At 68.3% G+C, this 12976-nt stretch carries 13 protein-coding genes; 8 read left to right on the top strand and 5 right to left on the bottom strand.

What is annotated here, in order from left to right; genetic code table 11:
• The first annotated feature begins 260 nt into the window (after positions 1-260).
• Together ACQUS8_RS06870 and ACQUS8_RS06865 are read left to right on the top strand one after the other, a co-directional pair.
• Positions 261-455, top strand: a complete 195-nt coding sequence (locus ACQUS8_RS06870) for a cold-shock protein (protein ID WP_435099252.1) — start codon at positions 261-263, stop codon at positions 453-455.
• A 244-nt stretch (positions 456-699) separates the two neighbouring features.
• Positions 700-1206 carry a hypothetical protein gene (locus ACQUS8_RS06865; RefSeq protein WP_435098824.1) on the top strand — a complete coding sequence of 169 codons (507 nt, stop codon included), beginning with the start codon at positions 700-702 and terminating at the stop codon, positions 1204-1206.
• Here the strand turns inward: ACQUS8_RS06865 and ACQUS8_RS06860 are convergent.
• The 3 genes from ACQUS8_RS06860 to ACQUS8_RS06850 form a co-directional block, all read right to left on the bottom strand.
• On the bottom strand, positions 1199-3070 hold the full coding sequence (locus tag ACQUS8_RS06860) for a helicase HerA domain-containing protein (RefSeq protein WP_435098821.1): 1872 nt from the start codon (positions 3068-3070) through the stop codon (positions 1199-1201). The genes ACQUS8_RS06865 and ACQUS8_RS06860 overlap by 8 nt on opposite strands.
• A gap of 65 nt (positions 3071-3135) precedes the next feature.
• Positions 3136-4494, bottom strand: coding sequence for an LLM class flavin-dependent oxidoreductase (locus ACQUS8_RS06855; protein WP_435098818.1), 1359 nt, complete (start codon positions 4492-4494; stop codon positions 3136-3138).
• A 61-nt stretch (positions 4495-4555) separates the two neighbouring features.
• A complete protein-coding gene (locus ACQUS8_RS06850) occupies positions 4556-5776 on the bottom strand; it encodes a carboxylate--amine ligase (RefSeq protein WP_435098815.1) in 1221 nt (406 codons plus the stop codon).
• Positions 5777-5938: 162 nt separating this feature from the next.
• Here ACQUS8_RS06850 and ACQUS8_RS06845 point away from each other — a divergent pair, with 162 nt between their 5' ends.
• On the top strand, positions 5939-6475 hold the full coding sequence (locus tag ACQUS8_RS06845; RefSeq protein ID WP_435098812.1) for a 50S ribosomal protein L16: 537 nt from the start codon (positions 5939-5941) through the stop codon (positions 6473-6475).
• Positions 6476-6520: 45 nt separating this feature from the next.
• Positions 6521-7381 carry an ATP-grasp domain-containing protein gene (locus ACQUS8_RS06840; protein ID WP_435098809.1) on the top strand — a complete coding sequence of 287 codons (861 nt, stop codon included), beginning with the start codon at positions 6521-6523 and terminating at the stop codon, positions 7379-7381.
• Here the strand turns inward: ACQUS8_RS06840 and ACQUS8_RS06835 are convergent, their stop codons facing one another.
• Positions 7382-7768, bottom strand: coding sequence for an Hsp20/alpha crystallin family protein (locus ACQUS8_RS06835; RefSeq protein ID WP_435098806.1), 387 nt, complete (start codon positions 7766-7768; stop codon positions 7382-7384).
• A 155-nt stretch (positions 7769-7923) separates the two neighbouring features.
• On the opposite strand from ACQUS8_RS06835, the gene gap reads away from it, so the two are divergent.
• From gap to ACQUS8_RS06820, 3 genes are all read left to right on the top strand, one after another.
• Complete coding sequence (gene gap / locus ACQUS8_RS06830; RefSeq protein WP_435098803.1) at positions 7924-8970, top strand: type I glyceraldehyde-3-phosphate dehydrogenase; 1047 nt, start codon at positions 7924-7926, stop codon at positions 8968-8970.
• 81 nt (positions 8971-9051) lie between these two features.
• Positions 9052-10266 carry a phosphoglycerate kinase gene (locus tag ACQUS8_RS06825; protein ID WP_435098800.1) on the top strand — a complete coding sequence of 405 codons (1215 nt, stop codon included), beginning with the start codon at positions 9052-9054 and terminating at the stop codon, positions 10264-10266.
• Entirely contained in the window at positions 10266-10760 is a 495-nt protein-coding gene (locus ACQUS8_RS06820) for a YfcE family phosphodiesterase (protein WP_435098797.1), read from the top strand. The genes ACQUS8_RS06825 and ACQUS8_RS06820 overlap by 1 nt, the downstream gene beginning before the upstream one ends.
• Here the strand turns inward: ACQUS8_RS06820 and ACQUS8_RS06815 are convergent.
• On the bottom strand, positions 10757-11842 hold the full coding sequence (locus ACQUS8_RS06815) for a type II glyceraldehyde-3-phosphate dehydrogenase (protein WP_435098794.1): 1086 nt from the start codon (positions 11840-11842) through the stop codon (positions 10757-10759). The genes ACQUS8_RS06820 and ACQUS8_RS06815 overlap by 4 nt on opposite strands.
• Before the next feature lie 129 nt (positions 11843-11971).
• On the opposite strand from ACQUS8_RS06815, the gene ACQUS8_RS06810 reads away from it, so the two are divergent.
• Positions 11972-12916 carry an aminopeptidase gene (locus ACQUS8_RS06810; protein WP_435098791.1) on the top strand — a complete coding sequence of 315 codons (945 nt, stop codon included), beginning with the start codon at positions 11972-11974 and terminating at the stop codon, positions 12914-12916.
• Positions 12917-12976 lie beyond the last annotated feature (60 nt).

Raw genomic sequence — 12976 nt, 5'->3', positions numbered from 1 at the left:
GGGGTCCGGAGGCAGTGGTCCGCGACGCCTTCGCGCTGGTCGACCGGCCGACCCTGCGGGGGATGCAGTCGGAACTCGCGGTGGCCCGCGACGCGGGCGCGATCACACGGCAGCCATTCGGTCGCCTTGACGCCTCTATAGAGTCATGCAGCGGTGTGGATAGAGTCTCTCAATCGCTCTCTGCACCTCAACTCGCCGGCGCCCGTGGTGCGGACGCACTCGCAAGGGTTATCCGTGGGGAGCCACATTGTACAAAGGCAATGGCGAAAGGCGTAGTTGATTTCTTCAACGACACTGGCGGCTACGGATTCATCGAGACTGACGACGCGGACGAGGACGTTTTCTTCCACATGGAAGACGTCGGCGGCCCCGACCTCGAAGAGGGTCAGGAGGTCGAGTTCGACATCGAGGAGGCCGAGAAGGGCCCCCGCGCGAAGAACCTCACCCGCCTGTAACTCGTTGAAGAAGCGCCGCCTCTCGGCGGCATCGCGGTAACGGTTTCCGACTCCCGGAAGCGCTGACGGTTGCGGTGTGAGCGAATCCGGTCACTTATCCACACTTCGGAGCGGTGCGACTCACCGGTCGCTCCTCCGCATTCTTCGGACCCCACGACGACGAGTGACGACGCCGTCTCCCGCCGTCGTGCACGCCGTCCCGTGAGGCCGGCGCTTCAACTGCCGAGACGGTCTACGTCGAGACGTGTCCCCCCAGCGTGTCACCGATTGGCTCGTCCGAACGGTCGCCGGTCCGGGCCGCGTCCGCCTCGCGGCCATCTTTCTCGTCGCGCCGCTCCTCGGCGTCGTCACCGCGGCGGCGAACACCCTCGCCGCGCTCCCGTTCCTCCTCTTTCCGCCGCTCGCCGCTGTCTCCTACTCGCTGTTCACGCGCGAGACGCGCTCGGTCGCGTGGGACGTCCCCGTGGCGCTCACCGTCGGCGCGTGTTCGGGCTGGCTCGCCGCCGTCCTCGTCGGGGCGTTCCGCACGCTCCCGAGCCATCCCTACACGGTGTCGCCGCTCGTCGTCGTCTTCACCGTCGTCTTTGCGGGCGTCTCGCTCTGGGCGCTCAACATCGAGGTACCGCCCGCGTTCGCCGTCGGTCTCCTCCTCCCGTTCGCCGGCGTCTCGCCGGGCGTCTACGTCGCGAACGTCGTCGCCGCCTCGACGTTCGTCATCGCCGTCCACGCCGCCTACCGCGGGGTCAGCTGACGCGCCACTGCTCGCCGAGTTCGCCGAGCTCCGCGCGCTCGTCCGAATCCGCCGCGAGGTCCCGAATCGACGGCCCGTGGAACGCGTAGCGGCGCTCGCCGTCCTTCACGACGAGGTTGCGCCCGCGCAGTTCGACGAGGAGGCTGTGCACCGCCTCGACGGTGGTGTCTGTCGCGTCGGCGAGCGCGTGCGCCGTCCGCGGAGCTTCCGCGAGCGCATCGTAGACGGCCGTCGCCACTCGGTCGTTGCACTGGGAGGCGCGACGCGCGGCGTCGAGACGGACCTGAACGGCCGGCGCGTCCAGCAGGCTGTCGAAGTCGGCGTCGCCGCTCGGCCGCCGTGACGCCGGCGTTGATGCGGACTCGGACGCCGGCCCGTTCCGCGCCCGGTCCGTTCGTGTACGCCCGGCGCCCTCGTTTGTCCCGAGTTCACGCTCCGCGCGCTCGCGCTCCGAGGACTGCTGGAGGCGTTCGAGGACGTCTTCGATGGATTCGTCGGGTTCGAGGTCGCCGTACTCGCTCGCTGCCGCGTCCACCTCGGTCGCGTCGCTCCCGTCGCCGTCGTCCGTGCCGAGTTCGGCGAGTTGCGCTTCGATGCTGTCGACGTCGTCCGCCGCGTGGTCGTCCGATTCAGCGCTCTCGCCGGCGTCCGTACCCGACTCCGTCGACCGCTCGTCCGTCGCCGTCTCCGCGCGCGCCGCCTCTGCTTCAGCGAGGCGTGCCTCCAGTTCGTCGATGCGTTCGCGGAGCGCCGCGACGTCCGCCGCCGCGCCGCCGCTCTCTCCGTCTGCGTCCCCGTCGGCGAGCGTCGCCTGCGTCGTCTCGACGTCGCCGTGTGCGACCGCGTTCGCGAGCTTGCGCGCGGCGGCGGAGACGTCGCGCGCTCGGTCGAGTTCCTCCTCCAGCTCGGCGATGCGCGCCTCACGGTTCTCCAGTTTCCGCTCGAGGTCCGCGATGCGGTCCTGGCGTTGTTCCTCCGCGCTCGTGATGTCCGAGAGGTCCTCGACGAGCGTGTCGCTCACCGACTTGAGTTCGGGGCGCTCGAAGTCGTCGAGGCCCGGCGTCGCGCCCGCATCGAACGTCCGCTTGCGTTTGAACTGGACGCGCTGGACGGCCTCGTCCGTCCAGTCCGCCTGCACGAACGCCTCGCCGGCGTCGAGGTCGGGCACTTCGTCCTTGTACTCGCTGCCGACGATGCGCCCGACGACCTTCGTGTCGTTCTCCCACGTCAGGCGGTGCCAGACGAGCCAGTTCGCCTGCGTGATGAAGTCCTTCTTGACGTCCGCGGGGCGCTGGCTGATACCGACGACGCCGAGGCCGTGCTTGCGCCCGCGCTTGCCGACCTTGATGAGCATCCGGCCGGTCTCGCCCAGTCCCGCGCCCTCGGGGATGTACTCGTGGACCTCCTCGATGACGAGTAGGAAGGGCTTCTTCAGTTTCTTCTCCTTCGCGAAGAGGTGGCGCGCCGTCTCGAAGACGAGTTCGTCCGCCTCGTTCTCGTCAAGGAAGCCCGAGACGTCCAGAATCACCGGGACGTTCTCCTCGAGGGCGATGGTCGCGAGGCGCTCGGCGTGCTCGGGGCTCACCTGGATGTCGCAGCCCTCGTCCGCGCCCGCGTGCAGGAGTTCGTACTCCTCCTTCAGCCCGTAGTACTCGCCGTCGGTGTCCACCACCATCACGGGGTACTGGCGTTCGAGGAGTTCTTCGAGGACGACGGACGTGGTGTTGCTCTTCCCCCCGCCGCTCTTCCCGGTGACGAAGCCGCGACCGGTCAGAATCTCGACGGTGGGGAGTTCCAGCGGGTCGCCGTCTGCCGTCTCGCCGACGGGGAGGTGGCGTTCGTCGACGCCGTCGTCTGCGGACATGGGGTTTGGCGAATGGACGCCGCCCGTCGGGATGAAGGTTACCGTCCACTCGACTGGCGTTCCCGCTACTGGCGTGCCGGGTGGTCGTCGGGGAGGCGCGCGTCGCCAGTCATGCGCTCGCGGAGCGTCAGTCCCGACTCGCGCTCGTCGGCGTCGGGGAGGAGGCCGCGCTCACGGAGTTCCGGGACGACGAGGTCCACGAACGCCGTCAGGTCGTCCGGCCGGACGACTTCCTTCACGTTGAAGCCGTCCACGCCGAGGTCGGTGTACCAGCGCTCGAGTTCGTCCGCGACCTGCTCGCCGGTGCCGACGACGACGGGCGAGGTGGTGCCGAGACCCGCGAACTCCGCCATCTCGCGCACCGTCCACTCGTGCTCGTCGTTCGTCGTGAAGGCGTTGACGACGCCCTGCATCGCCTGCGTCTCGACGTGCTCGAGCTTCTGGTCGGGGTCGAGCTCGGAGAGGTCGATGTCCGTGAACCCCGAGAGCAGCGTGAGGACGCCCTCGACGTCGATGTGCTCCTCGTAGGACGCGCGCTTCGCCTCGGCGAGTTCCTCGGTGGGCGCGACGATGGGAACGATGCCCGGGAAGAAGTTGAGCGCGTCCGGGTCGCGGCCGTAGCCGGCGGCGCGCTCGCGCAGGTCGTCCATGTAGTCGACGACGGCCTGCTCGTTCGGCTGGCTGACGAAGACGCCCTCCGCGTGCTTCGCGGCGAACTCCCGTCCCCTGTCGGACGAGCCGGCCTGATAGATGACGGGCGAGCGCTGCGGGGACGGCTCGCAGCCGTGCGGGCCCGGCACCGAGAAGTAGTCGCCGTCGTGCTCGATGGCGTGGACCTTCTCCGGGTCCGTGTAGCGCCCGGATTCGCGGTCCCGGACGACGGCGTCGTCCTCCCAGGAGTCCTCCCAGAGCGCGTAGACGACGTCCATGAACTCGTCCGCGCGGTCGTAGCGCTCGTCGTGCTCCATCCGGCCCTCGAGGCCGAGGTTCGCCGCCGCCGACTCCAGGTAGGAGGTCACGACGTTGAACGCGATACGCCCGTCCGTCGTGTGGTCGAGCGTCGAGAACTCCCGCGCCAACTGGTAGGGGTGGTTGTACGACGTGGACTTTGTGACCGCGAACCCGAGGTCGTCCGTCACCTCGGCCATCGCGGGCACGACGTACGCCGGGTCGTTCGACGGCGTCTGCACCGCGCGCTCGATGGCGGGGTCCGCGCTCTCCGCGTAGACGTCGTAGACCCCCCGAACGTCCGCGAAGAACACTGCGTCGAAGCCGCCGCGTTCGGCCGTGCGCGCGACCTCCGTCCAGTAGTCGCGGTCCGCGTAGCGCGCCGAGGCGTCCCCGGGATAGCGCCACGACCCGACGGAGACGTGCTCGACCGCGTCCATCGTGAACAGGTTCAGGTGGAGGTAGTCGTCACTCACTACCTCGACGGTGGGTCGGCCCGCCCTAATGGGGTGCGGAATCGGCGACGCGCGCCAGCACCTAACAGGAGCAGTAGTAGGACTCCGCGCCCGTCTCCTGCCGGACGACCATGTAGGTCGGCTCGGGGTCGTCCGGGTCGAAGACGCCCGTGACGGCGCGCTCTCCGCCGCCGCCGAGCAGGTCCACCCACTCCGAGCGTGAGAGGACGTCCCGGCCGCCTGCGCCGAGCGACTGCAGGTAGTCCGGGAGGTAGACCCACGTCGTCTCCTCGACTCCGTCGGGGTGCGACCACGACTCGCCGACCGCGTCCGCGTACGCCGCGTACGGCAGGTCGAAGCCCGCCGCCACCGGGAGCGAGATCCACTTCCACGGCCGCGTGTTCACGTCGAGCAGGACGTACTCGTCGCGCTCGGCGTCATGGACGAACTCCGCCTCGCTGATGCCCCAATACCCCGCCGCCTCGATGACGTCCAGCGCCCGCGCCGCGATGTCCGGTTCGTCGCGCGTCCGCACCACACAGGACGTCCCGTACCCCTGCGGGTGTCGGACGACCGCGTTCCCGACGACGCCGAGCGCCTCGCCCGACGGCGGCACGTAGGAGGCGAGCGAGCGGTCCGCGCCCGTCGTCGCCTCCACCTTCTCCTGCGCGAGTATCTCGATGCCCGCGCGCTCGGCCTCCGCGACGACGTCGCGCAGGTCGTCGTGCGTCTCCACCTCGACGACGTTCGTTCCGAGGACTTCCTCGCCCTCGCGTTTGCGCGCGGGCTTCACCACCAGCGGGAGGCCGAGGCGTTCGACCGCCTCCGCGGCGTCCGTCTCGGCCAGCCAGACCGTCTCCGGGTATGGCACGCCGAGGTCGTCGGCGAGCCGGTAGAGCGAGGACTTATCGAGGACGGCGTCCACCGCGTCGTACGCCGCGAACGGCAGACGGACTCCTTCCGGTTCGACCTCCGCGTAGGCGTTCACCCACTCGTCCATGCAGCCGAACGCCACCGGGTCGTGCTTGAGGACGGCGGCGAGTTCTTCGATGTCTTCTTTCCACCCTTCGCGGTCGTCGAGCGGATACGTCACTTCGCCCGCGTAGTCCACCGCGTCCGAGAGCGGGGCTGCGCCGTCGCCGACGCGGTCCAGCGCGATTACCGGGACGTCGTGGGCGGCGAGCGCGCGCGCCACCCCGAGGCCCGTGATGTGGGCGTTGCTCACGAACGCCGGCGGGCGCTCGAAGGACGCCGCGGCGAGCGCGTCGCGCAGACCGTCGAAGTCGAGGAAGCCGTCAGCCATACCCCGATGTCGGAGTGCGAGCGGGTAAAGCGCCCCGGACCCCGACGCCGCTACCGGATCTCGCCCGTCCACCGCGCTCGCTCGTCGGTCTCCCGCAGACGTTCGAGCGCGACGCTTCGAAGCCTTTAACCGCACGCTAGCCGTCAGCCACGGGTAGTAACCATGGCCGACAATCCCGCCTCTATGTACCGGACGATTGACAAACCGTCCTACACCCGACGGGAGTACATCACCGGCATCCCCGGCTCCAAGATCGCGCAGTTCAAGATGGGCGACCGGCAGTCCGACCCCGAGGACTACCCCGTCCAGATCAGCCTGAAGACCGAGGAGGAATGCCAGCTCCGCCACGGCTCGCTTGAGGCCTCCCGCCTCTCCGCGAACCGTCACCTCATCAAGGAACTCGGCGAGGGCAACTACAAGATGATCCTCCGCAAGTTCCCCCACCAGGTCATCCGGGAGAACAAGCAGGCGACCGGTGCGGGTGCGGACCGTGTCTCCGACGGGATGCGCCAGGCCTTCGGCGTCCCGGTCGGCACCGCGACGCGCATCTACCCGAACGAGCGTCTCTTCACCGCGTGGTGTGAGGTCGACCAGGCGCCCGCCGTCAAGGAGGCGTTCCGTCGTGCCTACAACAAGATCACGCCGCCGTGCAAGATCGACGTCGAGCGCGGGCAGGACCTCCTCACGAAGATCGACTGAGGTCCGAACGAGGGCTTTTTCCACGCTCCCACAAAGGGAGCGTACATGTTCCGTCTCGCGTTCGCCAACGCGGCCGAGACCTTCGAACGCGTCCGCGACCCGCTCGCGGAACGTGGCATTCACGTCGAAGCAGTCTCGGCCTCGCACGGCGCGTTCTCCCTCTCGGACCCGCCGGTCGATCCGTCCCGGTACGACGCGGGATACGTCTTTCCCGGTCGGCTCATGGAGGGCGACGTGCTCGACACGTGGCTCGACGTGCCGTGGCTGAACGGCCGTGACGCCGTCCTCACCTCCCGGAACAAGGCCGGCGTCCTCGCGACGCTCGAACGGGCAGGCATTCCCGTCCCGGAGACGGTGTTGGTGTCGAACCCCGCCGACACCACCGACCTCGAGGACGCCTACGCGGCCATCGACTCGCCGGTCGTCGTGAAACCGAACTCGACGACGCGCGGCGTCGGCGTCGCGAAGGCCGCCGACCTCGACTCGTTTCTCGGCATCACCGACTACCTCGACCTCGTCCATGACTACCGGGCGACCGACGACCGCTCCTTCCTCGTGCAGGAGTACGTCCCGGACGCCCGCGACTACCGCGTGATGGTGCTCGACGGCGAGGTTGTGGGGACGGTCGAGCGCCGTCTCCCCGAGTCCGCCATCGAAGCCGGCCGCTGGAAGCACAACGTCCACCGCGGGGCCGACGCGGTCGCCGCCGACCCGAGTCCTGAGGTGCGCGACCTCGCCGAGCGGACGGCGGCGGCGCTCGACATCCGGTTCCTGGGTGTGGACGTCCTCGAAACGGAGGAGCGCGTGCTCGTGAACGAGACGAACGCGCGCCCGACCATCGACGACGAGAAGAAATACGACGAGGGGTTCTACGACCGGCTCGCGGCGGCCGTGAAGTCCCTCTAGTTACTCGAAGCCGATGTCCGCCGACTCCTCGGCGCGCTCGAAGGTGACTTCGAGGACGCCGTTGTTGTAGCTCGCGCTCCCGGAGCGCTCGTCGACGCGCGCGGGCAGTTCGATGCGCTCGTCGTACTCGCGGGCGTCCGTGGTGGCGCTGATAGTGAGGGTGCGCCCGTCGCACTTCAGGGAGAGGTCGTCCTTCTCGACGCCGGGGAAGTCCCCGATGACGCGGATTTCGTCGCCGTGCTCCTGCACGTCGAGGTGGGTGTCGCTCCCGAACCCGGCGTCGTCGTAGCCGGAGTCGCCGGGGGAACCGCGCATCATGTCGTCCATCATGCGCTCGATCTCGCGGAAGAAGTCGTCAAAGGGGTCGTCCCGGTCGTCGCGTCTCATACCGCCAAATAGGCCGCTGGCGAGCAAAAGGCTTCGGGGTAACGGCGAATCGGGGGCCAACCCGTCCTTTCTTGTGGTGTGGTATCACGGTATTCATAGTCGGACATTGACTCGTTCCGTCGGGTTTTAAGCCCGATGATTGGTATTACTCAGGTATGAGTGAACTCTCCCTCGACGCCGAGGAAACGGGCGAAGTCGTTCGCGTGGGATTGAACGGGTTCGGCCGCATCGGACGCAACGTCTTCCGCGCGGCGCTGAACGACCCCCGCATCGACCTCGTCGGCATCAACGACGTCATGGACTTCGAGGACATGGCGTACCTCGCGAAGTACGACACCGTCATGGGTCGCCTCGACGGCGTCGAGCGCGAGGGTGACGAACTCGTCGTCAACGGCTCCAGCGTCCAGATGCTGAACGTCCAGGACCCCACCGACCTGCCGTGGGGCGAGAAGGACGTCGACGTCGCCCTCGAGTGTACGGGCATCTTCCGCGAGCGCTCGCAGGCCGCCCAGCACCTCGAGGCGGGCGCCGAGAAGGTCGTCATCTCCGCGCCGCCGAAGGGCGAGGAGCCCGTGAAGCAGCTCGTCTACGGCGTCAACCACGACGAGTACGACGGCGAGGACGTCGTCTCGAACGCCTCCTGTACGACGAACTCCGTCACGCCCGTCGCGAAGGTCCTCGACGAGGAGTTCGGCATCGAGACCGGCACTCTGACCACCGTCCACGCCTACACCGGCTCGCAGAACCTCATCGACGGCCCGAAGTCCAAGACCCGACGTGGCCGCGCCGCCGCCGAGAACATCATCCCGACCTCCACTGGCGCCGCGCAGGCCGCCACGGAAATCCTCCCGAACCTCGAAGGCAAGCTCGACGGGATGGCGATCCGCGTCCCCGTCCCGGACGGCTCCATCACCGAACTCGTCGTCGACCTCGAGGCGGAGGACGTCACTGCCGAGGAGATCAACGACGCCTTCCGCGACGCCGCCGACTCCGGTCCGCTCGCCGGCGTCCTCGGCTACACGGACGACGAAGTCGTCTCCAGCGACATCCTCGGCCTCCCGTTCAGCTCCACGGTCGACCTGAACTCCACGAACGTCATCGGTGGCGAGGACGGCCTCGTGAAGATTCTGACGTGGTACGACAACGAGTACGGCTTCTCGAACCGCCTGCTCGACGTCTCCGCGTACATCACGCAGTACTGACGCCGCGCCGCACCCGAGGCGCACGCTGCCGTTCGCGTTTTTCCGCCCACCGCTAAGTACCCACCACTCGATTCAGTCACTATGAGCTTCAAGACACTCGACGACCTCGAACCCGGCCAGCGCGTGCTGGTCCGACTCGACCTCAACTCCCCCGTTGAGGACGGCACCGTACAGGACAACCGCCGCTTCGAACGCCACGCCGAGACCGTGCGCGAACTCGCCGAGCGCGGCGACCGCGTCGTCTGCATGGCCCACCAGGGTCGGCCCGGCGGCGACGACTTCGTCTCGCTGCGCCAGCACGCCGACATCCTCGCCGAGCACGTCGGCCGCGACGTCCACTTCGTCCCCGACACCTACGGCCCCGAAGCCGTCGAGGCCATCGAGGCCCTCGAGGCCGGCGAGGTCCTCCTTCTCGAGAACACCCGGATGTGTGACGAGGAACTCCCCGAGGAGGACCCCGAGGTGAAGGCCGAAACGGAGTTCGTTCAGTCGCTCGCCCCGGAGTTCGACGCCTACGTCAACGACGCCTACTCGGCCGCCCACCGCAAGCACGCCTCGCTCGTCGGCTTCCCGCTCGTCTTACCTGCATATGCGGGCCGCGTCATGGAGGCCGAGTACGAGGCGAACACTGCCATCGCCGAACGCGAGTTCGACGGGCAGGTGACGATGGTCGTCGGCGGCACGAAGGCCAGCGACGTCATCAGCGTCATGAACGCCCTCGACGAGAAGGTCGACCAGTTCCTCTTGGGGGGGATCGCGGGCGAGCTCTTCCTCCGCGCCGCCGGCTATCCCGTCGGCGAGGACGTCGGCGACATGGACCTCTTCGACGACCAGTGGGAGCGGAACGCCGACACCATCCGCGCGCTGCTCGAGGAGCGCGGCGACGAAATCACGCTCGCGAACGACCTCGCCTACGAGGACGAGGACGGCGAGCGCGCCGAAGTGCTCGTCGAGGACATCGAGGAGAAGACGCAGGGCTTCCTCGACGTCGGCACCGACACCGTCGCACTCTACAACGACGTCATCCGGGACTCCGAGGCGGTCTTCGTCAAGGGCGCACTCGGCCTCTTCGAGGACGAACGCTTCTCCGTCGGCACCGTCGGCGTCCTGGAGGCCATCGCCGAGACGGACTGCTTCAGCGTCGTCGGCGGCGGCGACACCTCGCGCGCCATCGAGATGTACGGGATGAGCGAGGACGACTTCTCGCACGTCTCCATCGCGGGCGGCGCCTACATCCGCGCGCTCACCGGCGAGCCCCTGCCCGCGGTCGAGGTGCTCGAAGCGGAGGCAGAATAATGCTCGTCGGCGTCGTCTCCGACACCCACGACGACCTCGAGCGCGCCGAGCGCGCCGTCGCACACTTCGAGGACGCGGGCTGTGAGGTGGTGGTTCACTGTGGCGACGTCGTCGCGCCGTTCACCGCCACGGTCTTCGAGAGCGACGACTTCGAGTTCCACGCCGTCCGCGGGAACAACGACGGCGAGTGGGCTCTCCAGAACGCGATTGGGGAGTTCGGCGAGTATCACGGCGAGTCCGCGGAACTCACGCTCGACGGGGCGGAGTTCGCCGTCTATCACGGGACGAGCGGGGCGCTCGTGGACGCGCTCCTCACGTGTGGGGACTACGACTACGTGCTCCACGGTCACACGCACGAACACGGCCACGAGGAGCGGAACGGAACACACCGCGTCAACCCCGGTGGGCTGCCGTTCTCCGCGGGCGACGACCGGTATCACGTCGCCGTCATCGACACCGAGTCGGGCGACGTGACGTTCACGGACCTCGATTAGTCGTCCGCGCTCGCCGTCACGCCCTCGCCGTCCGTGACGGCGCTGCGCTCGTCCGTCTCGTCGCCGAAGCCGACGCCGAGCGCGCGGTTCGTCTCGACGACGCTCTCGGCGGCCTCCGTCTCGGTGCAGACCGCCCGAATCGCGTCGATGTTCTCCGGGACGACGTCGCTCTCCTGGTGGATGGCCTGGAAGAAGTAGAGGTCGCGTCCTTCGACGGAGACGGACTCCGACCAGACGCAGTTCTCCCAGAGGTCGCCGCGCGGACGGCCCGCGTCCTGTGCGTACTCCTTCAGGTGCGCGGGGCCCGCGACGCGCGCGTCGCCCGGAACCATGAAGACGCGGGACTCGCCGCCGAGCGTCTCCTTCACGGCCGCCGCGTCGGCCTCGGTTTCGAGGGTGACGTTGACGGTGTGGAGGTGCATCAGGGTCGCCGGAACGGTGACGCCCATCGTGTCGATGGCGAGCTCCGGCAGGACCGTGTTGACGTCGGGGCCGTGGTGGGACGGGACGGTGATGGGGTCGGGGAGGATGTCGTTGATGGGGCCGCGGTCGGGTTGGCTCGGGTCGCCGCCGCGGCGGACGAGCGTCGCGCGCGCCTTCTCGATGCCGTAGGCTTCCTCCAGCGGCGTGAGGACGCGCGAGAGACCGGTGGTGTTGCAGGAGACGACGCGGACGTGGTCGGCGTCGCCCGAGGCAACTTCGTCGTAGTTCGCGCGTGCGTTGAAACTCGCGTCCGCGACGTCCGCGTCCTCGCCGCCCTGGTAGAGCGCGGGCGTGTCGTGGGCCTCGTAGACGGCGCGGTTCTCGGCGCCGACACCCGCGGGCGTGCAGTCGACGACGATGTCGCTCGCGGCGACGAGGTCGTCGAGGTCTCCGGCGACGGGAATGCCGGCGTCGGCGAACGCGGGGCGACCGTCCTCGCGCGCGGCGTGGACCGGGTAGCCACGACGATGGGCCGCCTCGGCCTCGAAGTTCGGAGTCGTCTTCGCGACTCCGGCGACTTCCATGTCGGGTTGTGCTGCAACCGCGTCAGCGACGCGCTTGCCTATCGTCCCGTATCCGTTGACGCCGACTCGAAGCATCACGTGGTGCTGTGCGTTACTACTGATTAATTCTTTCGAGAAAACGAAAAAGAAATTAACTACTTGGCGAGTAATTCCGACGAATTACCAAGGGCAAGGGCTAACGGCGGGGCGGGCGAGACCACACGTATGCCCACGCTTCGCGAGGCCGCGGACACCGCCATCGTCCAGTGTCTCGGCATCACCGAAGACGAGACCGTCGTCGTCGTCACCGACGACAAACGCCACCCTATCGGCGACGCGCTCTACGAGGCCGCCCGCGACGTCACCGACGACGTCACAATTCTGCGCTATCCGCCCGGCGACCAGCACGGCGCCGAACCGCCCGCGCCCGTCGCCGCCGCGCTCCGCGAGGCCGACGCCTTCCTCGCGCCAACAACAAAGAGTCTCTCACACACGCGAGCGCGCTCCCGCGCGAACGACGCCGGCGCCCGCGGCGCCACTCTTCCGGGTATCACCGAGGACGTCTTCACGACGGGTCTTGATGCTGACTACGCCACCATTCGGCGCCACTGCGCGGACGTCCTCGCACAGGTCCGCGACGCCGACGAAATTCGCGTCACCACCGACGCCGGCACCGACATCACTTTCGAACCCGGCGAAAGGGCGTGGCGACAGGACACCGGGATGGTCCACGAGGCTGGCGACTTCTCCAACCTCCCCGCCGGCGAAGTGTTCGTCAGCCCCGAAACCGCGACCGGAACCTACGTCGTCGACGGCACCATGATGCCCCACGGGAAACTCGCCGACGACCAGCGGCTCCGATTCGAAGTCGAGGACGGCTCCGTCACCGCGATCAGCGACGACGACGTCCGCGAGCAGGTCGAGGCCGCCGCCGAGGAAGTCGGAGAGGCCGCGTACAACCTTGCCGAGCTCGGCATCGGCACCAACGTCGCCGTCACCGACCTCGTCGGGAGCGTCCTCCTCGACGAGAAGGCCGCTGGCACCGTCCACATCGCCATCGGCGACGACGCCGGCATCGGTGGCGACGTCGACGCCCCCATCCATCTCGACGGCATCATTACTAGCCCCACGGTCTACGCGGACGGCGAAGAAGTGAGACTCCCTAGATAGACACCCGCACGCGAACGCTCACCCCCTCTCCACGGGTTTTTACGGCTAGAGCCGCTTACA

This window comes from Halarchaeum sp. P4 (genome assembly GCF_051195175.1).
Classification (GTDB): domain Archaea; phylum Halobacteriota; class Halobacteria; order Halobacteriales; family Halobacteriaceae; genus Halarchaeum.
This window is presented reverse-complemented; position numbering and strand designations above follow the sequence as displayed.

Excerpts from the sequence above, each read along its gene's own strand:
- ACQUS8_RS06825 (WP_435098800.1), top strand. The coding sequence starts at position 9,052 with ATGAGCTTCAAGACACTCGACGACCTCGAACCCGGCCAGCGCGTGCTG.
- ACQUS8_RS06860 (WP_435098821.1), bottom strand. The coding sequence starts at position 3,070 with ATGTCCGCAGACGACGGCGTCGACGAACGCCACCTCCCCGTCGGCGAG.
- ACQUS8_RS06820 (WP_435098797.1), top strand. The coding sequence starts at position 10,266 with ATGCTCGTCGGCGTCGTCTCCGACACCCACGACGACCTCGAGCGCGCC.
- ACQUS8_RS06870 (WP_435099252.1), top strand. The coding sequence starts at position 261 with ATGGCGAAAGGCGTAGTTGATTTCTTCAACGACACTGGCGGCTACGGA.
- gap (WP_435098803.1), top strand. The coding sequence starts at position 7,924 with ATGAGTGAACTCTCCCTCGACGCCGAGGAAACGGGCGAAGTCGTTCGC.
- ACQUS8_RS06850 (WP_435098815.1), bottom strand. The coding sequence starts at position 5,776 with ATGGCTGACGGCTTCCTCGACTTCGACGGTCTGCGCGACGCGCTCGCC.
- ACQUS8_RS06815 (WP_435098794.1), bottom strand. The coding sequence starts at position 11,842 with ATGCTTCGAGTCGGCGTCAACGGATACGGGACGATAGGCAAGCGCGTC.
- ACQUS8_RS06810 (WP_435098791.1), top strand. The coding sequence starts at position 11,972 with ATGCCCACGCTTCGCGAGGCCGCGGACACCGCCATCGTCCAGTGTCTC.
- ACQUS8_RS06845 (WP_435098812.1), top strand. The coding sequence starts at position 5,939 with ATGGCCGACAATCCCGCCTCTATGTACCGGACGATTGACAAACCGTCC.
- ACQUS8_RS06835 (WP_435098806.1), bottom strand. The coding sequence starts at position 7,768 with ATGAGACGCGACGACCGGGACGACCCCTTTGACGACTTCTTCCGCGAG.
- ACQUS8_RS06840 (WP_435098809.1), top strand. The coding sequence starts at position 6,521 with ATGTTCCGTCTCGCGTTCGCCAACGCGGCCGAGACCTTCGAACGCGTC.